At 67.4% G+C, this 20954-nt stretch carries 17 protein-coding genes; 5 read left to right on the forward strand and 12 right to left on the reverse strand.

The window, feature by feature from the left end; translation table 11 throughout:
- Window positions 1–3: 3 nt before the first annotated feature.
- The 4 genes from U5805_RS01595 to U5805_RS01610 all read right to left on the reverse strand — a co-directional run bounded on the left by U5805_RS01595 (window position 4) and on the right by U5805_RS01610 (window position 5095).
- The gene (locus U5805_RS01595; protein WP_322101670.1) at window positions 4–933 is read right to left on the reverse strand and encodes a CoA ester lyase; all 930 of its coding nucleotides are present in this window, start codon (window positions 931–933) and stop codon (window positions 4–6) included.
- Window positions 930–2105: a CaiB/BaiF CoA-transferase family protein gene (locus U5805_RS01600; RefSeq protein ID WP_322101671.1), complete on the reverse strand. Its 1176-nt coding sequence runs from the start codon at window positions 2103–2105 to the stop codon at window positions 930–932. Before U5805_RS01600 ends, U5805_RS01595 begins: the two co-directional genes overlap by 4 nt.
- An 87-nt stretch (window positions 2106–2192) precedes the next feature.
- Entirely contained in the window at window positions 2193–3914 is a 1722-nt protein-coding gene (locus U5805_RS01605; RefSeq protein ID WP_322101672.1) for an L-lactate permease, read from the reverse strand.
- Between the two features lie 161 nt (window positions 3915–4075).
- Window positions 4076–5095, reverse strand: a complete 1020-nt coding sequence (locus U5805_RS01610; RefSeq protein ID WP_322101673.1) for a LysR substrate-binding domain-containing protein — start codon at window positions 5093–5095, stop codon at window positions 4076–4078.
- A 395-nt stretch (window positions 5096–5490) separates the two neighbouring features.
- Here U5805_RS01610 and U5805_RS01615 point away from each other — a divergent pair, with 395 nt between their 5' ends.
- Together U5805_RS01615 and U5805_RS01620 are read left to right on the forward strand one after the other, a co-directional pair.
- Window positions 5491–6960 carry an alkaline phosphatase family protein gene (locus tag U5805_RS01615; protein ID WP_322101674.1) on the forward strand — a complete coding sequence of 490 codons (1470 nt, stop codon included), beginning with the start codon at window positions 5491–5493 and terminating at the stop codon, window positions 6958–6960.
- Window positions 6961–7330: 370 nt separating this feature from the next.
- Entirely contained in the window at window positions 7331–8650 is a 1320-nt protein-coding gene (locus tag U5805_RS01620; protein WP_322101675.1) for a leucine-rich repeat-containing protein kinase family protein, read from the forward strand.
- Window positions 8651–8830: 180 nt separating this feature from the next.
- On the opposite strand, the gene U5805_RS01625 is transcribed toward U5805_RS01620, so the two are convergent.
- Complete coding sequence (locus tag U5805_RS01625; protein WP_322101676.1) at window positions 8831–9712, reverse strand: LysR family transcriptional regulator; 882 nt, start codon at window positions 9710–9712, stop codon at window positions 8831–8833.
- Between the two features lie 134 nt (window positions 9713–9846).
- Between U5805_RS01625 and U5805_RS01630 the strand changes: the two genes are divergently transcribed.
- Window positions 9847–11436, forward strand: a complete 1590-nt coding sequence (locus U5805_RS01630) for an MFS transporter (protein WP_322101677.1) — start codon at window positions 9847–9849, stop codon at window positions 11434–11436.
- Between the two features lie 591 nt (window positions 11437–12027).
- Here U5805_RS01630 and U5805_RS01635 read toward each other — a convergent pair.
- The gene (locus tag U5805_RS01635; RefSeq protein WP_322101678.1) at window positions 12028–13005 is read right to left on the reverse strand and encodes an SDR family NAD(P)-dependent oxidoreductase; all 978 of its coding nucleotides are present in this window, start codon (window positions 13003–13005) and stop codon (window positions 12028–12030) included.
- 140 nt (window positions 13006–13145) lie between these two features.
- On the opposite strand from U5805_RS01635, the gene U5805_RS01640 reads away from it, so the two are divergent.
- Window positions 13146–13730: a TetR/AcrR family transcriptional regulator gene (locus U5805_RS01640; protein ID WP_322101679.1), complete on the forward strand. Its 585-nt coding sequence runs from the start codon at window positions 13146–13148 to the stop codon at window positions 13728–13730.
- A gap of 32 nt (window positions 13731–13762) precedes the next feature.
- Here the strand turns inward: U5805_RS01640 and U5805_RS01645 are convergent, their stop codons facing one another.
- The 6 genes from U5805_RS01645 to U5805_RS01670 form a co-directional block, all read right to left on the reverse strand.
- Window positions 13763–14215, reverse strand: a complete 453-nt coding sequence (locus tag U5805_RS01645; RefSeq protein WP_322101680.1) for an ester cyclase — start codon at window positions 14213–14215, stop codon at window positions 13763–13765.
- Between the two features lie 384 nt (window positions 14216–14599).
- Window positions 14600–16228, reverse strand: a complete 1629-nt coding sequence (locus U5805_RS01650; RefSeq protein WP_322101681.1) for a histidine ammonia-lyase — start codon at window positions 16226–16228, stop codon at window positions 14600–14602.
- A gap of 51 nt (window positions 16229–16279) precedes the next feature.
- Entirely contained in the window at window positions 16280–17071 is a 792-nt protein-coding gene (locus U5805_RS01655) for an ABC transporter ATP-binding protein (protein WP_322101682.1), read from the reverse strand.
- 25 nt (window positions 17072–17096) lie between these two features.
- The gene (locus tag U5805_RS01660) at window positions 17097–17843 is read right to left on the reverse strand and encodes an ABC transporter permease subunit (protein WP_322101683.1); all 747 of its coding nucleotides are present in this window, start codon (window positions 17841–17843) and stop codon (window positions 17097–17099) included.
- A gap of 28 nt (window positions 17844–17871) precedes the next feature.
- A complete protein-coding gene (locus tag U5805_RS01665) occupies window positions 17872–18594 on the reverse strand; it encodes an ABC transporter permease subunit (RefSeq protein ID WP_322101684.1) in 723 nt (240 codons plus the stop codon).
- Between the two features lie 99 nt (window positions 18595–18693).
- Window positions 18694–19548, reverse strand: coding sequence for a transporter substrate-binding domain-containing protein (locus U5805_RS01670; RefSeq protein WP_322101685.1), 855 nt, complete (start codon window positions 19546–19548; stop codon window positions 18694–18696).
- A gap of 454 nt (window positions 19549–20002) precedes the next feature.
- On the opposite strand from U5805_RS01670, the gene U5805_RS01675 reads away from it, so the two are divergent.
- Window positions 20003–20359, forward strand: coding sequence for a hypothetical protein (locus U5805_RS01675; RefSeq protein ID WP_322101686.1), 357 nt, complete (start codon window positions 20003–20005; stop codon window positions 20357–20359).
- The last annotated feature ends 595 nt before the right edge of the window (window positions 20360–20954 follow it).

Raw genomic sequence — 20954 nt, forward strand, 5'->3', positions numbered from 1 at the left:
GCGTTACCTGCCGGCCATCGCGAGCACGCGCTCGGCCATGCGGATGTTCGCGTAATCGACCAGCTTGCCGTCGAGCGAAACCGCCGCGAGCCCGGCCGCCTGCGCGGCTTCGAGCGCCTCGATGGTGCGGTGCGCGTCGCGGATCTCGGCTTCGGTGGGAGAGAACGCGGCGCAGGTGGGCGCGATCTGGTCGGGGTGAATCACCTGCTTGCCGTCGAAGCCCATCGCGGCCGCCTTGAGCGCCCACGCGCGCGTGAGCACGAGGTCGCGGAACGCGCCGCACGGCCCGTCGATGGCGCGCAGGCCGAAGGCGCGCGCGGCCACGAGCAGGCGCATCATCGGATAGGTCCACAAGTCCAGCGCCGTGGTGCTGTAGCTGCCCGCCTCGTTTTTCAGCGTGAGCGCGTAGCCCGGATGCGTGCCGCCGATCTCGACGTTGCGCGCGCCGATCGACGCCGAAAAATCGCCCACGCCGAAATGCAGCGACACGAGCCGCCCGCTCGCGCCCGCGATGGCGTCCACGTCGACGAGGCCGCGCGCCGTTTCGATCAGCGCTTCGATGGCGATCTCGCGCGCGCCGAGCAAACGCTCCACGTCATGCACGGTCGCGACGCTTTCCACCTTCGGCACGAGCACGGCGTCAAGCCGCCGCGCCTCGCGCGCGAGCGTTTGCACTTCGTGCGCGGCCACGCCTTGCGCCGAGGAATTGATGCGCACGGCCACCCACTTCGCGCCCCAGTCGAGTTCGTTCAGCGCCTGCACGGCGCAGGCGAGCGCTTCGGCTTTCTTGTCGAGCGGCACGGCGTCCTCGAGGTCGATGAACACCGCATCCGCCGCACTGGCCGCCGCCGATTGCAGCATCTTCATGCGATGGCCGGGCACCGCGAGCACGGTGCGGGTGATGCGCGCGACAGGTGTGTTCAGCGTGTTCATGCTGCGCTCCCTTGGGTGTCTTTTTTGGCGGCGAGTTCGGCCATGATTGATTCGGTATGCTGACCAACGGCGGGCACCGCGCCCATCACCGGTTCGATGCCCGCGATGGTCACGGCGGGCAGGAACATGTCCATCGCGCCGCGTTCGGTTGCCACGCTGCGATAGCGCCGGCGTTCGACGAGCTGCGGGTGCGCGAGCAACGCGTCCACGTCGTTCATCTTGCCGTTCGCGATGGCCGCGCGGTCGAGGCGGGCGAGCACTTCGTCGCTGCTCCACGCGGCGAAGCGTTCGGTGATGGTGCGTTCGAGCGCGTCGCGGTTGGCAAGGCGCAGCGAGTTGCTCGCGTAGCGCGCGTCGGTGGCGAGGCCCGCGTCGCCGAGCACCGTCGCGCAGAAGCTTTGCCATTCGCGCTCGTTCTGGATGCCGAAGAATACGGTCTTGCCGTCGCCGGTCGCGAACGGGCCGTACGGCGCGATGGTCGCGTGGCGCGCGCCGCTGCGCGGCACCGGTTCGCCGCGGCCGCGCGTGTAGTAGGCGGGATAGCTCATCCATTCGGTGAGCGCGTCGAACAGCGAGACTTCGAACGCCATGCCGCGCCCCGTGCGCGCGCGCTGGTGCAGGCCCATGAGAATGCCGTTGAGCGCATACATGCCCGTGGCGATATCGGCAATGGCGATCCCGCATTTCGAGGGCGTATCTTCCGTGCCGTTGATCGAGAGGAAGCCGGTTTCGCACTGCACGAGCAGGTCGTAGGCTTTTTTCTCGCTGTACGGGCCGCCGCTGCCGTAGCCCGAGATATCGCAGGCGATCAGACGCGGAAAGCGTTCGACGAGCGATTTTGCGTCGAGTCCCTGGCGCTTCGCCGCGCCCGGCGCGAGATTCTGGATGAACACGTCGGCGTTCGCGAGCAAGGCTTCGAGCGTGTCCTGGCCGTGCGCGTCCTTGATGTCGAGCGCGAGGCTTTCCTTCGAGCGGTTGGTCCAGACGAACTGGCTCGATAAGCCGTCCATCGCCGTGTCGTAGCCGCGCGCGAAGTCGCCGGCGCCGGGGCGCTCGATCTTGACGACGCGCGCGCCCCAGTCGGCGAGATGACGGCTCGCGAGCGGCGCGGCGATGGCCTGTTCGATCGACACGACGGTGATGTCGGAAAGCGGGAGAGCGGAGTTTTGCATGGCGTGGAAAGTCCTTGTGATTGCAGGCGGCGCGGGGCGCTCAGGGCATGCTCGGTGCGCCGCTCAGTGTGCCGCTCGGTGTGCTGCTCAAGGCACCATCCAGCCGAGCAGCGGCGTGGATTGCGCCCACACGAGCAGGCTGAGCGCGGCGATCATCAGCACGGTCCAGCCCGCGACGCGCCGGAACAGCACGCCTTCGCGGCCGATCATGCCCACCGCGACCGCGCCCACGGCGAGGTTTTGCGGCGAGATTGCCTTGCCCACCACGCCGCCCGAGGTATTGGCGGCCGTGAGGAGAATGTCGGAGAGGCCCGTATGGTGCGCCGTGGTGAGTTGCAGCATGCCGAAGAGGGCATTGGCCGAGGTGTCCGAGCCCGTGAGCGCGGTGGCGAACCAGCCGAGCACCGGCGAAACCGGCGCGAACGCGGCTCCCGCGCGCGCGGCCCAGATGCCGAGCGTCACGATCTGGCCCGAGAGATTCATGATGTACGCCACGCCCACCACGCAGCACACGGTGAACACGGCCCAGCGCAATTCGTGCAGGTTTTTCGCGTAGGCGCGCGCGGCCGTGCGCGCGTCGAGCTTGAGCAGCGGCACGGAAAGCACGCCCGCGATCAGCACGATCGAGCCTGCGGAAAGCAGCCATTCGAACTTGGCGTTGACGGCGGAAACGCTCGCGCCTCGCGGGTCGACCACGTGCAGGCCGGGCCACGCGAAGCTCGACGTGAGCGCGCCCATCGCATGGGCAACGAAGCCGATCTGCGTGGCCGCGACGACCAGAATCACGGCGGCGTAGGGCGCGAGCGCACGCAGAACGTCGGCGCGCGAATCGCGCTTCGCTTCGGCGGCGCTGCCGCGCGGCGCGTGCTGCGCGACGCGCGGGAAGGCGTTGCCGCCCGTCATCGGCATCGGCATGGCCAGCGCGCCGCCTTGCACGGGCGCGGGGGCGCTGCGCGCGAGCGTGCCGTGCGCGGCGTTCAGGTCGGTGCGCAGCACGCCCGGCGTCCACACGCGCAGGAACGCGATGGAAGCGCCCGCGCAGAACAGCGCCGCGACGATATCGACGAGTTCCACCGGCAGCAGCATCGACCCGGCGAACTGCGCGAACGCGAAGGCGAGACCCGCGACGGCGGCGAGCGGCCAGACTTCCTTCGCGCCGCGCCGGCCGTCGAGGATGAACACGAGCATCAGCGGAATGAACAGCGAAAGCAGCGGCGCCTGGCGGCCGACCATCACGCTGATCTCATGCACGGGCAGGCGCGTGATCTTGGCGAGCACGGTGATCGGCAGGCCGAGCGCGCCGAACGCGACCGGGCTCGTGTCGGCGAGCAGGCAGACCGTGGCGGCCTTGAGCGGCTCCACGCCCAGCGAAATGAGCAGCACCGCGCAGATCGCGACGGGCGCGCCGCCGCCCGCGAGCGCTTCGAGCAGCGCGCCGAAGCAGAACGCGATCAGCACCGCCTGCACGCGCTGGTCGGGGCTTACGCGGGCGAGTGCGCGGCGCAGCACGTCGGCGTGGCCGCTCGCTTGGGTGAGCTTGAACAGCCAGATGGCGTTGATGCCGATCCAGATGATCGGGAAAAAGCCGACGGCGGCGCCTTCGAGCGCGCCGCTCACGACCTGGCTGGCCGGCATGCCGTAGACGAGCGCGGCAACGATCATCGAAACCACGAGCGAGGCGAGCGCCGCCCAGCGCGCCGGCAGGCGCAAGACGCCGAGCAGCACGAACAGCGTGAGCAGGGGAAGCGCCGCGAACGCGGCGGACGCGGCGATGGAATGCGCGACGGGGTCGAATAGCTGGGCGTACATGTGTCTCCTTCGAGCGCCTTGCTGGCGCTTTCGTTATTCCGCACTTCGGTGAGCACTTCAGGAGAACACAGCGTAGCGGCGTTGGCGCACCGCGTGAAATACCGATTGGGGCTACCGGGTATCGGCGTGGCCTATACCCTTCGGGAGCGCGGCGCGACGCTTCACACCCGCGAATCGTCTTGCGCGCGCAGCGGCGGCGCGCCGGCGCGCCGGCCTTCGCCGCCGCTGCCGCCTTCGCCTTGGCTTTGCCCTTGTCTTTGTCCTTCGCGGCGCTGCACCACGCCCGACCACACGCCGCTCTCGACCAGTTCCGCCACGCGTTCCACCACCGCGCGCTGGATCGCGAGCGAGGCCGCGCTGGTGGGCAGCGCCGTGGGCACGCACAGCGCCACGGTGCGCGAAATCTCGGGCTCGACGAGGCGGTGGATCAACTGCCGGTCGGCGGCCTCGCCGAAGGCGTCGGAGGAAACGATGGTCACGCCGCCGCCGCGCCGCGCGATGGCGAGCATGGTGGGCAGCGAGTCGATGTCGGCGACGACTTCCGGCTCCACGCCTTCCCGCGCGAACGCCCGCTCGATCAGCAGACGCAGCCCGTTGCCCGGCCCCGGCAGCACGAGCGGCACGCCCGCGAGACGGCGCAGCGGCACGTCCGCGCCCGGCTCGATGCCCTCCAGCGCGCCGAACGCGTACAGGTTTTCCTCGAACAGCGGCTGCACGGAAACGCCGCGCGTTTCCGTCTCGCGAAACAGGATCGCCATGTCGAGCCGGCCGTTGGCGAGAAGTTCGGCGAGATAGCCGCTCATGCCTTCGACGATATGCAGGCGAATGCCGGGGTAACGCCGCCGCACGTACTCGTAGAGCGGCAGCGCGAACACCACGGCCACGCTGGTCGGCAGGCCGATCGCCACTTGCCCCGACTCCGTGCCGCTCACCTGCACGGCAAGGGGAATCTGCGCCATCTGCCGCAGCACGTCGCGCGCGCGCAGATAAAGCGCGCGCCCGGCCTCCGTGGGTTTCACGCCCTGGTGGCTGCGTACCAGCAGTTGCGTCCTGAGTTCGGTTTCGAGGCCCGCGACCTGCTGGCTGAGCGAGGGCTGCGCGACGCAAAGGCGCTCGGCGGCTTTGGAGAGGCTGCCCGCGTCCACGATGGCGACGAAGTATTTGAGCTGGCGGAAGTCCATAGGCGCAGCTTATCGCATCGGCGGGCGTGCGCGCCTGGCTTCGCGCATCCGGCTTTTACGGCCGCATCGTCGGCACGCGGCCGGCGTGCGACGTACGCGCAACGTATGCACAACCGGCGCACAACCGGCGCACAACGTACGCGCAACCGGCGCACAACCGGCGCTTTTGCCGCCGCCGGTGAACGTCCAGCGAACGAACGCGGCGGCGCGCTGCTATGCTGGGCCCCGGTTCGCCGTTCGTACGCGAACATTCGACATTCCCCGCGACTCATCCGCAAGCGCGGCCCGCCCCGCAAGGCGCGGCACGCCGCAATCGAGCCATCGGACCACGAAGCAGCCAGCAGCCATCAGCCATCAAAAGGCAACGTCAAAAGGCAACTTCAGGAGGCAAGGTCATGGACGATGGACACCACGGAGCGCGTTACTTCGACCGCCGCCGCTTTCTCGCGGGCATGGCGGCGGTGGCGGGCGGCGTCGCGCTTTCGGGTTGCGGCGGCGGCGATTCCGGCGACGACGGCGGCCAGCCCGCACCGCAGGTGGGCGACGTGCCCGCGCCCGGCGGCGCCGACCGCTACGCGCTGCCGCGCCCCGCGTTGCCCGACCCGGCAACTTGCGGCATCGACCATATCGTGCTCGTGACGATGGAAAACCGTTCGTTCGATCACTTCCTGAGCTGGGTGCCGGGCGCCGAGGGCATGCCCGCGAACCAGCAGTTCGCGGATGCATTCGGCGCGAGCCATGCGCCGTTCCCGCTCGCGGCCAACGCCGCTTACGGCTACCAGGCGTGCGGTTTCGCCGATCCCGACCACAGCTACGCGGGCGGGCGCACACAACTCGCCGCGGGCGCGATGAACGGCTTTCTGCAAACCGCCGACACGAACCAGACCTCGGGCGATCTGCTGCCCATCGGCTATTACACCGCGAGCGACGTGGCGTTTTTCCAGGCGGCGGCGGCCCACTACACCATCGGCGACTACTACTTCTGCGGCGCGCTCACGAGCACGTTCCCGAACCGCATCTACCTGCACAGCGGCGCGCTGGACCGGCTCGGCGACACGCTCGACAACTGCTCGCTGCCGACGATCTGGGACAACCTGAGCGCGGCCAACGTCGGTTGCAATTACTACTATCACGACGCGCCGTTCACGGCGCTCTACGGCACGCGTTACCTCGGCATTTCGCATTTGTTTTCCGATTTCCTCTCGCGCGCGGCGGCGGGCACGCTGCCGCCGTTCTGCATGGTCGATCCGGCGTTCGCGGGCGAGGAAGCAGGCGTGTCCTCCGACGACCATCCGCATGCCGACATCCGCAACGGCGAGGCGTTTCTCGCGCAGGTCTACGAAGCGCTGCGCACGAGCCCGACCTGGGGCAGCACGCTGCTGATCGTGGTGTACGACGAGTGGGGCGGATTTCTCGAGCACGTCGTGCCGCCCACGCGGCCGGTGAGCAAGCGCGAATACGCGCTGGGCAACGACGGCAAGCTCGGCTTTCGCGTGCCGCTCGCGCTGCTCGGGCCGCGCGTGCGTGCGGGCGCGGTGACGCGATATCCGTTCGACCCGAGTTCGATTCACGCGCTGTTGCAGTGGCGCTTCGGCCTTGCGCCGCTCGGCGTGCGCGGCAGCGACTCGGCGACCGTCAATCTCGCCTGCGCACTCGATTTCAGCGACGCGCCGCGCACCGACGCGCCCGCGTTCACCGTCGCGCAGGGACCGTTCGGCGGCCTTTGCGCGGGCGCGGCGGCGCCGGCGGCGTCGAGTTCGGTATCGGCGATCGACCAGGCGCAGACGGTCGTCAACCCGAATGCCGACCGGTTTGCGGATTTGCGCGCGAAGGCGGCGGCAATGGGCTTCCAGACGGGGACGTGAGGGTTGGGGGACGTGAAGATTGGGGGCGTGAGGATTTCGCTCGCTTTGGATGACCGGGCGGCGCGGCGGCCGGTCGGTTGCAGTCGGATCGCAACTAACTGCCGGTTCGGGCTGGCCTCTGCCGACGCTGTGCGGCGATAAAGCGCGTGGAGCGGCGGGTTGGCTTCGCGTTGGTCCGCGACCGGACGCCAATACCGAGTCCGGTGTGAAAACCGATCCACCACCGATTCACCACCGACCGCCACCGACCGCCACCGATCCACCAACGATCCACCAACGATCCACCATCGACCGGCACCGCTCGAAACCGATGCCGTTAAAATCTCCTCATCCGGCGCTTGCGCCGCTCCAGAAACCAGCCAGCTTCAGCGTGACCACCGCTACCCTCGACCAACTACGCGCCGGCCAACTGGCGGGCGCCGCCCAACTCAAGCTCGCTTGCGGCCTGAGCGAATTTCCGCGCGAGATTTTCGATCTCGCCGACACGCTCGAAGTCCTCGACCTTTCCGGCAACGCGCTCACGTCGTTGCCCGACGACTTCGCGCGGCTGCACAAGCTGCGCATTCTGTTCGCGTCAAATAATCCGTTCACCGAACTGCCCGCCGTGCTCGGCGACTGCCCGGCGCTTTCGATGGTCGGCTTCAAGGCGAACCGCATTCGTCACGTAACGGCGGCATCGTTGCCGCGCGCGCTGCGCTGGCTGATTCTCACCGATAACGCCGTCGAAACCCTGCCGCCCGAAATCGGCGCGCGCCCGCAGTTGCAAAAGCTGATGCTCGCAGGCAACCGGCTGCGCACGTTGCCCGCGACGATGGCCGCCTGCACGCAACTCGAACTGCTGCGCATTTCGGCGAACCAGCTCGAAGGCTTGCCCGGCTGGCTGCTGCAATTGCCGCGGCTCGCGTGGCTCGCCTATGCGGGCAATCCGTTCAACGCGCAACGCGAGCGCGCCGCGCAGGACGGCGCCGGCGTGCCCGAGATCGACTGGCACACGCTCGCGCTCGGGCAGACGCTGGGCGAGGGCGCGTCGGGCGTGATCCATCGCGCGACGCGTCTGCTGCGCGACGGTCATCCCGCCGAAGCGGTTGCCGTGAAGCTTTTCAAGGGCGCGGTGACGAGCGACGGTGTGCCCGACCTCGAAATGGCGGCGTGCCTGCAAGCGGGGCGGCACCCGAATCTGATTCCCGTGCTCGGCAAGATCGCCGGGCATCCGCTCGACGAACACGGCCTCGTCATGGCGCTGATCGATCCGGCGTTCGGGAATCTCGCGGGACCGCCCAGTCTCGCTTCGTGTACGCGCGACGTGTATGCGCCAGACCAGCGTTTCGACGCGTCGGTCGCGCTGCGCATCGCGCGCGGCATGGCTTCGGCGGCGCAGCATTTGCACGCGCGCGGGATCATGCACGGCGATCTTTACGCGCACAACATCCTGCACGACGGCGCGGGTCACGCGTTGCTGGGCGACTTCGGCGCGGCGTCGTTTCATGACGCGAGCGATTCGGCCACGGCGCGCGCGTTCGAGCGGATCGAAGTGCGCGCGTTCGGCTGCTTGCTCGAAGAGTTGGCGGCGCGCACCGTAGGCGCCGGCGCGGCGATGCAGGGGCTCGTCGGCGAATGTCTGAGCGAAGCCATCGAGCAACGGCCGACGTTCGAGACGATCGTCAGCCGTCTCGATGCGATGCGCGCCTGAGCGCCGGTGAGCGCGCCGGCCGCTCCGTTCGAGCGCCGCGCCCGACGACCCGGCCGAAACTCCGGTCGTGTCGTCGAACAACGCCTGGACGCGGAGCGCGAGCCTTGCGCCTTGAACAATAGTTCGGATTGCTAACGATAAGGCGTGCGCGCGCTGTTAGCCCGCTTTTCAGCCGCTTTTTTAGCCCGTTTTTTCCCCGCGCGCATATTGCAGAAACGCGCGTACCGCGCGCGAATTTTCGTGGCGCCGGTGCAGCAAGGCGATTTCCGAGGCGATCGGCTTGCCGGTCAGCGGCCGATAGACCACGCCCGGCAGCGTGATGCACGCGCACACCGAGCCGGGCACGACGGCCACCGTGCCGTCGAGCGACACGCTGGCCATCACGGCGATCAGCGGGCCGGGCCGTTTGCCTGCCGGCGCCGGAAAACGCCCGCGCCGCGCGACTTCCAGCGTGCCGAAATCCTGCTCGGGCACGGCAAAGCGCGCGTGACGCAACTGCGGCGGCGCAATGGCGTCGAGCGCCGCCAGCGGCGAATCGGCGGGCACCGCCACCACGAATTCGTCGCGATGCACGCCAGTCGCCTGAAGCCCCTCGGGAAATGCCATCGGCGGCCGGATATAGGCGACATCGAGTTGCCGGTCGGCGATTGCCGCGGGAATCTCTTCCATCGGCACTTCGTTCAACGTCACCTCGATGCGTGCATGCAATTCGCGAAACCGCATGAGTGTTTTACGCATCACGCCCGCATACACCGCCGAAGCGACATAACCGATGCGAATGCGCCCCAGTTGACCGCGCTCCGCGAGCAGGCCGTTTTCGCGCGCGGCGTCGAGCTGCGCGAGCACGGCGGCCGCGCCCGGCAAATACGCTTCGCCGGCGCTCGTGAGCGAAACGCTGCGGCGCGTGCGATGAAAGAGCCGGAACTTGAGCAGTTGTTCGGCGTCGCGAATCTGCTTGGTGAGAGAAGGCGGCGCAATGCCGAGTTCTTCGGCGGCGCGCGCGAAATGCAGATGGCGCGCCACGGCAAGGATGCAGCGCAGGTGTCGAAGTTCGAGTTGCATGGCGTGGTGTATTCATCGGCGAATGAATACACATGATTCTATCGGCTATCGATTCTTAACACGTCACGCATTAGCATCGCGCTTGTCATGCAGGCTTGTCATGCAATTTTTCTCGTGATTCCAGGGAACGCGTTATGGGGAAGGGAAGCAACGAGGCGCGGTTCGAAGGCGCGATCGCCGCCGTGCCGCCGCTTGAAACCGACCGGTTCGCCGCGCGCCGCTCGGCGGGCTTTCTGCTCGCCACCGCATCGGCCACCTGTGCGCTGATCTCGCTCGACACCAATATCGTCGCGGTGTCGCTGCCGTCGATCGCGCGCTCGTTTCATGCGGGCTTCGCAGAAGTGGAGTGGGTCGTGAGCGCGTACATGGTGTCGTTCGCCTCGTGTCTGCTGCCGATGGGCGGCCTGGCCGACCGTTACGGCCGCAAGAAGATGCTCGTGCTCGGCCTGCTCGTGTTCGCGCTCGCTTCGTTGGGCTGCGGGCTTGCGCCGAGCGTCGCGGTTCTCAACGTTTCGCGCGCATTCAAGGGCGTGGGCGCGGCGATGCTGCTGACCGCCGCGCTCGCCGCCATCGCGCACGCGTTTCCGGGGCCGCGCGAGCGGGCGCGCGCGTGGGCGATCTGGGGCATGACGATGGGTATCGCCACGACGGTCGCGCCGCTCGTGGGCGGCGTGATCACGCAATGGATCGGCTGGCGCTGGATCTTCCTGCTCAATCTGCCGGTGTGCGCGGCGCTGGTGTTTTGCGCGCGGCGCGCCGTTGGCGAATCGCGCAATCCGCATGCGCAACGTGTCGATTTCGCGGGCAGTTTGCTGTTCGGCGTGGGACTCGCGTGCGGCATCTGGGCGTTGATCGGCGCGCAAAGCGATGGCTGGCAAAGCGCCGCGACGATCGCGCGTTTCGCGGCGTGCGCCGTGCTGATCGCGTGCTTCGTGGCGGTGGAGAAGCGGCTCGCGCATGCGGTGATCGACTTGTCGCTGTTCTCGCAGGCGCGCTTCGTGGCCGCCGTGCTCGGCATGTTCGGTTACGCGGCGTGCGCGCAGGTCATGATGACGTTCCTGCCGCTTTATTTGCAGAATGCGTTCGAGTGGTCGCCGGTTCTCGCCGGCATCGGCATGTTGCCTTTCGCGCTGTCGATGATCGTCGGGCCGTATCTCGGCGCGCGTCTCGCTAGACGCTTGAGCGGGGCGACGTCGACGCTTTCCGCGGGTCTGTGCCTCGTCGGGCTCGGCAATCTGTTGACGGCGGCCGTGGCGCCCGCGGGCGAATACGGCTGGGTCGCGCTCGGGATGATCGTCACCGGGCTGGGCGCGGGCGTGCTCAACGGCGACACGCAAAAGGCGATCATGGCGTGCGTTCCCACGCATCGCACCGGCATGGCTTCGGGCATCAGCACAACTACGCGTTTCACGGCGATCGTCACTTCGGTGGGCGTGCTGGGCGCGGTGCTCGCCGCCCGCACGCAGGCGGCGCTCGATGCTTCGGCGGCCTGTCGCGGTGCGGGGCGCGCGTGCGTGGACGCATCGTTCATGTCGAACCTGCTCGCAGGCGATTTCGCCCATGCGCTCGCGCGCGTTGCGCCGAACGTGCGCGACGCCATGGCCACGGCCGCGCCCGCGAGTTTCGCGAGCGGTTTTGCGGCGGCGCTGGCCGTGGCGGGTGCGCTGGCCGTGGCCGTCGCGCTCGCGATCTGGCTGCTCGCGGGGCGGCGCGGCGAGGCATGAAGCGTCGTGGATGCCTTGCAGGCCCCGCGCGCATCGGGATTCGCGTTCGAATCGGCGAATGAAGCGGCAGAACGAGGCCGCAGAACTGAGCCGCAGAACGAAGCCGCGAGCGAGGCCGCAGAACGAAGTCGCAGAGCGAAGTCGCAGAGCGAAGTCGCAGAACGAAGTCGCAAAACGAGGCCGCAGAGCGAAGTCGCAGAACGAAGCCTCGAATGAAGCCGCAAAACGAAGCGGCGAATGAGGCCGCAGAACGAAGTCGCAAACGAAGCCGCAAAACGAAGCGGCGAACGAAGCGGCGAGCGAGGCGGCGAATGAAGCGGCAGAACGAAGCCGCAGAGCGAAGCGGCAGAGCGAAGTCGCAGAGCGAAGTCGCAAAACGAAGTCGCAAAACGAAGTCGCAAAACGAAGTCGCAAAACGAAGTCGCAAAACGAAGCCGCGAATGAAGCCGCAAAACGAGGCCGCAAAACGAAGTCGCAGAACGAAGCGGCGAACGAAGCCATGAACGAAGCCCTGAAGCCGCGCAGCCACCGCGTACTAATGCGCGTATCGACGCCCGTCGCTTGCCGCTCCCGCTCCCGCCGCCGCCGCGTTTAGAACGACTCGCCGACTAGCGCCTCGCTCTGGCGCCACAGCGCGCGGGCGTTCTCGGGATCGAGCGCGTAGTGCCGCACGCCTTCGCTCACGGGCGTGATCGTCACGTCGTCGGCAACGACTTCGCTCGTGTGGCAGTTCTCGCAATAGCGGCCGCCCACCTCATCGGCTTGCGCGACCACGGCCGCCCACACGGAAGTCGCCGCGCCCTGGGGCACGCTCTTGAACTCGAACGGCGGCTTGCCTTCCTCGGCAAGCTGGCGGTTGATCTGCTCCAGAAAACCCGTGAGCTGCGATTCGTCCATGTGACGCGCGAGTTCCGTGTTGATGCCGCCAGGATGCACGGCGGCGGCGCGCAAGCCGCGCGCGCGATGACGCTCGTCGAACGCCACGGCGAACAGGATGTTCGCCGTTTTCGAGCGGCCGTAGGCGACGAACGGGTCGTAAGGCGTGCGCTCGAAGCCGGGATCGTCGAGATCGACGTTCGCGAAACGATGCCCCGACGACGCGAGCATCACCACGCGGCCGCCGTCGCGAATCTGCTTTTCGATGCGGTTCACGAGCACGAAATGCCCGAGGTGATTGGTGCCGAATTGCGTTTCGAAACCGTCGGCGGTCTTGCCCTGCGGCGTGGCCATCACGCCCGCGTTCGCGATCACCACGTCGAACGGCTGGCCGGCGGCCACGAGCGCGTCGGCGCAGGCGCGCACGCTGGCGAGATTCGCGAGATCGAGTTCGACCAGTTCGATACTGCCGCCCGCCGCTTGCGCCTCGCGCCGCGCGGCCTCCGTGGCGCGCCGCGCCTTGTCCAGATCGCGCGCCGCGCCGACCACCTGCGCGCCGCGCGCCGCGAGCGCGCGCGCCGTTTCCACGCCGAGTCCCGCCGAAACGCCCGTGACGAAAATACGCTTGCCATGCAGGTCGATGCCCGCGAGCACCTCGTCCGTGGTGGTTTTTGCACCGAAGTTCTGCGCCATGTTCGCTTCTCCTTCCGCAATAATGTGAAGTCTTTTATCATCAAAAGACGAAACGGAGATATCCTCCGCTTTGTGAATATACTAAACGGAGAGAATCTCCGCTTGCAAGCCGCATTTGCAAGTTTCGATTGCACCTGACGATGTCCAAGACCGAATCGACGCCAAAAGAACGGAAGCCGCGCGCCGACGCGCAGCGCAATCGCGAGCGCATTCTCGAAGAAGCGAAAAAGGCGTTCACGCGCGTGGGAGGCGAGATCAGCCTGGATGAAGTGGCGCGCCTCGCGGGCGTGGGGCCGGGCACGCTGTACCGGCATTTCCCGACCCGCGAGGCGCTGCTCGAAGGCGTGTACACGGCCGAAGTCGAAAAGCTCGCGCGCGAGGCGCGCCAGCTCGCGCAAACGCTGCCGCCCGGGGAGGCGCTGCGCGCGTGGATGCTGCTATTCGTCGATTACATCGCCACCAAGAAGATCATCGCGCCCGCGTTGAATTCGATCGTGGGCGGCGCGACGCCGGTGTTCGAGGCGTCGGGCGCGCTCATCAAGGGCGCGATTCAGGCGCTGGTGACGCGCGCGATCGAAAACGGCGACATGCGCGCGGACCTCGATCCGCTCGATCTGCTGCGCGCGCTCGTGGGGGTGTCGAACGTGGCGTCGGCGCCGGAGTGGCAGGACAGCGCGCGCCGGCTCGTCGACATCCTGCTGCTCGGCTCGAAGCCGCAAGCGTAGCGCCGCGCGTCGAGCGGGCGCCGCGCTCGGGCTTAGCGTTGCGCGCCCGGGAATTCGCCGATTTGCTGGAACACGGAAAGCCAGTCTTCGAGATGCCACGTTTTCGCGATCAAGCCGTCGCGCAGTTCGTGGAACGAGTGAATCGCGAAACGCACGGGTTTCGCGCTGCCCGCGATGCCGAACAGTTGGCCCTCTTGCGTGCCGCTCACCTGCGCGCGCACGCCCACTTTTTGCGCGTTCGCGACCACGTCGAGAATCTCGATGCGGATGTCGGGGAACGCCTCGCTCATGCGAACGAAAATGGCGGCCATTTGCTCGGCGCCATGCGCTGCGCTGTTGGGCGCGAGCGTGGGAATGTACTGCCAGTCCTCGGTGACGGCCTTGCGCAGCAGCGCGACGTCGCGCTGCTCGAAGGCGTGATAGAACGCGCGAATGACTTCGGGCGCTTCGGGCTCACGGTTGCTGCGATCGTCGATGCGGGACACGTCCACCTCCGTTGCGGGCGTTGAGATTGATCGGGCTTCGTTCGTTGCGATGATTCGCCGATCATACGCGCAAGCGGTGGAGGGGCCGCCCATTGCGGCGCGTTAGCCTTCCTGCCGCTCAACGGCAGGGCGAGCGCGGCAGAGACGGCGAGAGGATCGCGCTCGCGAAATGCAGTTCCGCCGGGTGGCCGCCGGTCCGGCTTTTGAGCCGGCCGATCATGACCGCGGCACGACCGGCGCGACCGGCACGACCGGCACGACGCGCGGCTTGGGGCACAGTCGCGTCGGGCCGGCCAATGCGCGGTTTATCGCCAATGCGCGGCTATCGTGCGCGGGCTTTCGCGGTGTATCCGCGCGCCGAGCCAGGCTGGCGAAGAAGCCCCCTCACGTCCCCACCACCCCCGGCATCGCGTCATTCGCCGACGCCGTCTGCGTATGGGCAAACGCCACCGGCTCGACAGGCGTCCAGCCGTCCGGCGACGAAGGCGTGAGCGGCGCCAGCGGCGTTCGATGCGCGTCCGGCAGCGGCGGCGGTCCGCCGTCGGCGATCATGCGAAAGGCCCGGCTCATGTCGTCGGCGAGCGGGCGGTCGTCGCGATACGGCGGCAGCGCGGCGCGCACCTTTGCGTAGAGCGCTTCGGTGTAAGGCGCGCGCGCGGCCGTGACCGGTTGCAGATCGTAGGCCTGCGCGGCCGCGAGCAACTCGATGCCGAAAATGCGGCTGCTGTTCTCGATCACCGCGAGCGCCTTGAGCGCGGCCGGCGTGGCGTGGCACAGGTGATCTTCCTGTAGGCCCGAGGTCACGCCGCCGTCGAGGCTCGCGGGCGCGGCTTCGCGGCGGTTCTGCGCGACCAGCGCGGCCGCCGTGTACTGCGCGATCATGAAGCCCGAACGCGTGCCGCTCGCTTCGGCGAGGAACGCGGGCAGGCCGCTCACGAGCGGGTTGACGAGACGGTCGAGGCGGCGCTCGGCCATCGCCGCGACCTGCGCGACAGCGGCCGCGAGCGCGTCCATCGCCAGCGCGATCGACGCGCCCACGGCGTGCGCCTGCGAGAACACACGCGGCGCGTCGGGCGTGCCCGCGACGATCGGGTTGTCGGTGGTGGAAGCCAGTTCGCGGTTCACCACTTCGGCGGTGGCCGCGAGCACGTCGCGCGCCGCGCCGTGTACGTGCGGAATCGTGCGCATGCTGAGCGGGTCCTGCGTGCGCCGCCCGAGCGCGGCCGCGAGCAGGCCGCTGCCTTCGAGCGCCGCGCGCATGCGCGAACCCACGAGCGCCAGCCCCGGCGAAACGCGATACGCAAGCGACGCCGCGTCGAACGCCGCCATCTGCCCGCCGAGATTCTCGAAGCTCATCGCGGCGACGGCGTCGGCCCAGTCGAGCAGCCAGTGCGCGCGCTGGAGCGCGAGCGCCGCGAGCCCCGTCACGCACGGCGTGCCGTTCACGAGGCTCAACCCTTCCTTCGCTTCGAGCGAAAGCGGCGCGAAGCCGAGCCGGTGCAGCGCCTGCGCGCCGCTCACGCGCTCGCCGCGCCAGCGCGCGTGGCCCGCGCCCACGCACACGAGCGCGATGTGCGCCATGTGGCTCAAATAGCCGACGGAGCCGAGCGAAGGCACTTCCGGCAAACAGTCGGCTTCGAGCAGCGCGACGAGCCGCTCGACCACCTCCACGCGCACGCCCGAATGGCCGTGCGCATAGTTGTTGACGGCGGCGGCCATGATCGCGCGCGTTTCCTGCGCGCCGAGCGGCGCGCCCACGCCCACCGCATGGCTCATCAGAATGTTGTGCGACAGATCGTGCTGTTCGGCCTGCGAAACCACCACGTCGCACAACGCGCCCACGCCCGTGTTGACCCCGTACGCGCGAATGCCGCGCGCGTTGATCTGCTCGACGAGCGCGCGCGCCGCGCCGATGCGCTCGCGCGCGTCGGCGGCCAGTGCGAGCGGAGCGCCGGCCGCGACGGCGCAGATGTCGCGCCAGTCGAGCGGGCGCGCGGAACGGATGACTGACATGGCGAATCCCTGCAATGAATCCAATGAAGCTTCCGGCGCATCAACCGGCGGTCAATGCGCGTTGCGGTCCTGGTGGCTCGATACGAACTGGCGGAAGCGCTCCGTCTTGTTGTCGCCGAACACTGCTTCGGGCGTGCCGTCCGAATCGACCTGACCTTGATGCAGGAACATCACGCGATTCGACACGTGCTTCGCGAAGCCCATCTCGTGCGTGACCACGAGCATCGTGCGGCCTTCGTCGGCGAGCGCGCGCATCACGCGCAGCACTTCGCCCACGAGTTCGGGGTCGAGCGCCGAGGTGGGTTCGTCGAACAGCATCACCTTCGGATGCATGGCGAGCGCGCGCGCGATAGCCACGCGCTGCTGCTGGCCGCCCGAAAGATGCGCGGGATAATGGCCGCGCTTTTCGGCGAGGCCGACCTTGGCGAGCAGCGCCTCGGCTTCCTCGATGCTTTCCGCGCGGCTGCGCTTTTGCACGCGCATCGGGCCTTCGATGAGATTTTCGAGCACCGTCATGTGCGACCACAGATTGAAGTTCTGAAACACCATGCCGAGCTGCGAGCGCACGCGGTCGACCTGGCGGCGGTCCTCGGGCTGCATCTTGCCGTCGCGGCGGCGCTTCATCCTGAGCGTTTCGCCCGCGAGCGCGACTTCGCCGTCGTCGGGCATTTCGAGCAGGTTCAGGCAGCGCAGGAAGGTGCTCTTGCCCGAGCCGCTCGCGCCCAGAATCGAAATCACGTCGCCTTCGTGCGCGTCGAGCGAAATGCCCTTGAGGACGTGATGCTCGCCGAACGACTTGTGGATGTTCCTCACGGAGAGGGCGACCGGTGCGACTGCGTTCATACGTTTCTCCGAAAATTGAGGGCGGTCACGGCGCGACGCGCTGCGTTTCCAGCGCCGGGGCCGGACGCGGCGCGGCGGCGGGCGCGGCGCGCAGGTGACGCGACAGGCGCCGCTCGACGAGGCCGATCACGCGCACCACGATGAAGTTGAGGCACAGATAAATCAGCGCGGCGCAAATGAACACTTCCGTCGTCCGATAGGTCTGCTGAATGATTTGCTGTGCGACGCCGGTGACTTCCCACACGGTGACGAGACTCGCGAGCGCCGTGGATTTCACGAGCAGCACGGCTTCCGTCGAATAGGCGGGCAAGCATTGGCGCAGCGCGATCGGACCGATCACGCGGCGCAGCAGCGAAAAGCCCGAAAGGCCGATCGCGTAGCCCGCTTCGATCTGCCCGACCGGCACGGCCATCAAGCCGCCGCGAATGATTTCGGCCGTGTAGCCCGCCGTGCACAGCGCGAGCGACAGCACGGCGCACACATACGGCTCGCGCAGCACGGGCCAGAGAAAGCTTTCGCGGATCACGCCGAACTGCCCGAGCCCGTAGTAGACGAGAAACATCTGGATGAGCAGCGGCGAGCCGCGAAACACGAGAATGTAAGCGCGCGCGAAGCGGTTGGGCAGCCAGTGCGGCGAGACGCGCAGCGTGACGATCACGAGCGAGAGCAGGCCGCCGATCACGAGCGAGGCGAAAAACAGGCCGAGCGTCGTGGGCACCGCGGCAACGAGCTGGCGCGTCGTATCGAGAAGGAAATCGAAGTCGATATGCATGGTGAGGCCGCCTTGCCGGAATGGCGTGTCAGTTGCGTGCGAAATTGCGCTTGAACGAGCGGCCGACGACGGCCTCCGCCCGGCCGAACACGCGGTTCGACACGCCCGTCATGGCGAGATAGAGCAGGCCGCCCACCACGAAGAAGAGGAAGTAGTCGTGCGTCGATCCGGCGGCCACCTGGCTTGCCCGCAGCAATTCGGCGAGACCGGTGACGGAGATCAGCGCGGAGTCCTTGAGGCTCAACTGCCACACGTTGCCGATGCCGGGCAGGGCGAAGCGCAGCACTTGCGGGATGAGAATGCGGCGCGCCATCACGAGCGTGGGCATGCCGATCGCGCGCGCGGCTTCGAGCTCGCCGCGCGAAACCGCGATCACGGCCGCGCGATACACCTCGGCCTGATACGCGCCGGAAATCATGCCGACCGCGAACGCGCCGATCACGAACGGCGGCACGCCGATAAAGCCGTCGGCGCCGAACCATTGGCCGATGGAGGAAACCAGCGTCGAGCCGCCGAAATAGAACAGATAGATCACGAGCAGTTCGGGCACGCCGCGAAATACCGTGGTGTAGATGTCGCCGATCACGCGCAGCGTGCGAAAGCGCGAGAGCTTCGCCGCCGCGACGAGCGCGCCGAACACCGCGCCGATCGCGAGCGCGGCGATCGTCAGCGCGACCGTCATGAGCGCGCCGAGGAGCAGCACGCCGCCCCAGCCGTTCGCGCCGAATCCGAGCATTTGCAATAGAGCCATTACGCCACCTCTTGAAGCCAGGGTTGGCGCGGCACCGGCGGGTCATGCCGATGCCGCGCGCTCACGCGTGCCGTGGTGTCCGGCACCGTGCATGCGCGCTCAGTGCGCGGGCGTCACGTCGGTCTTGAACCACTTTTCGGAGAGCTTCTTCACGGTGCCGTCGGCGATGGCGGCCGTGATCGCCGCGTCGAACTTCGCCTTGAGCGCCGTGTCCTGCTTGCGAAACGCGAGGCCTTCGCCCGGACCCCAGATCGGGCCGCCGATCAGCGGGCCGGCCGTGACGGTGGGCGTGGCGTCTTTCTTGTCGGCGTTGGCGGCGTAGTAGGTCACGTCGTCGAACGAAGCGTCGATGCGGCCGTTCGAGAGGTCGAGGTCGCGCTGCGGCGAGGTCTTGTAGACGCGAATCGACGCCACGTCCTTGAAGTTTTCGTTGATGAAGCGCGTATAGACCGTGCCCGACTGAATGCCGATGGTCTTGCCCTTGAGCGCGGTGCGCAGCGCCTGCACGGCGGGCGCGTTCGTCTTGTCGTCGTTGCCGAGCGTGAGCGGCGGCGTCGCGGCGCTCGATTTCGGCAGGATCTTGGTGTCGGTCACGGCGAAGGTCGCGGGCGTGGACGCATACGGCTTCGAAAGCGCGAGAATCTTCTCGCGCTCGGGCGTGATCGAAATCGCATCCATCAGGACATCGAATTTTCCGGCTTGCAGGCCCGGAATCATGCCGTCCCAATCCTGCGCGACGAAGTTGCACTTGAGTTGCGCGCGCGCGCAAAGATTCTCCGCGAGTTCCGGCTCGAAGCCGCCCAGCTTGCCGCCGGGCAGCGTGAGGTTCCAGGGCGCGTAGCCGCCTTCGAACGCGATGGTCACGTCCTTCGCCTGCGCGACGCCGCCGCACAGCGCGGCGCCGATAGCGGCGCCCAAAAGCCCTCTAGCCAACTTGCTGTACTTCGCCCGCATGACGACACTCCTGTAATTGAACCGGACTAAATTTGACGGAACGGCGCAGATGACTGGCGCCTTGCAGCTTGTCTAGACAAGATACGCAATCGACACGAATAAAGGAAGCGAGTCAAAAAGAAAACATGCGGTCTTCGGGTAAATCCCAGGCGGCGGAGCGGTGTTTTTTACGAACGACTTTCGGCATGCGTGGGCGCGTTCGCAGACAGGCGCGCTTTCGATCCGGCGATGTGCTCGCTCCCACACGGCCGACGGTGCCGATTCGTCATGCTGTGGAACGGCGCGTCGGTTGCCGGAGCACGCCGCGCCGGTTTGCGCTACCTTTGACAACCGCTGCTTGCCGCGCGCGATTTTGGCCTTACATAGCGTAACCGGCGGAACTAAACGACGAGGCGCGCAACAGAGTCAAATCCGTCGCGGACATCAGCGAGATGCAATTTAGGGACGTTACACGATGAAACTCGAATTCACCGACGCAACGAGCGCGAGGCCGGAATTGCTGTGCTTCATGGTGGCGATTGCCGCCGGTTCGTATGCGCTTACGCAGGAATGGCGCGTCGATCATGTGGTCGACTGCACGCACCGCTGGCTGAACAAGGGCGGCGTGACGATGCATTGGCTCGACCGCGTGCGGCTGGGCCAGCTTGCGCTGAAGATCGCGAAGAACGATTTGCTCGACGCGGGCGTTGCCGTGCGTCTCTCCAGCGTTTCCGTCCTTTTTACCGACGACATGGAACTGAACGAGTCGTCCACGATGGTCCAGCGCATGATGGTGCTGTGCCAGGAAGCGCTGCAAGGCGCGACGGCTTGAACGGTGCGCCCGCCGCATGCGGGCCGCCTCGATCGGCTCGACTTGTCGCCTCGAAAATTTACCGGTAGTAGATTGCAGCGGCTCCGGATGCGCGATCGTCTAGCCGCTTGCCGGGCGTGGGCGCCGCGCGCTTGTTGTCCATGCTTGTAGCCCACGCTTGTAGCCCGCCATCGTGTCCGTGCGCGGACAGATCGCACCAGGCACGCGCATCCATCGCGGCGCGTATTCCACGCAAACTCATCGACCCGAGCCATTTCCCGCTGGCGCGCGCTGTGGCGGCGCCAGGTCCAAACGCTCGCTCGCCTGCCTTCATTCGCGAAACCACGTCGTACACATAACCAGCCGCGCAATGGCGAGCGCATCGCGTTCGCCATTCTCGGCGCTTTCGTGTCGCGCGCCACCGCCGATATCGGCAAATTACCAGGGATGACTAACTAAAAAACAAGGAAAGGCCAAACGATCACCCGACGATATTGGCGGATGCAACCGGATGCAACCGGATGCAACCGGTTACGTACATCGCTTTCCGGGTTCTTTCGGACTCGTTTCAAGCATTGCGAAAATTCTTTGGAATAACCCGTATTTCCCCGTGTTA

Source organism: Paraburkholderia sp. J41 (genome assembly GCF_905220235.1).
Taxonomy (GTDB): domain Bacteria; phylum Pseudomonadota; class Gammaproteobacteria; order Burkholderiales; family Burkholderiaceae; genus Paraburkholderia.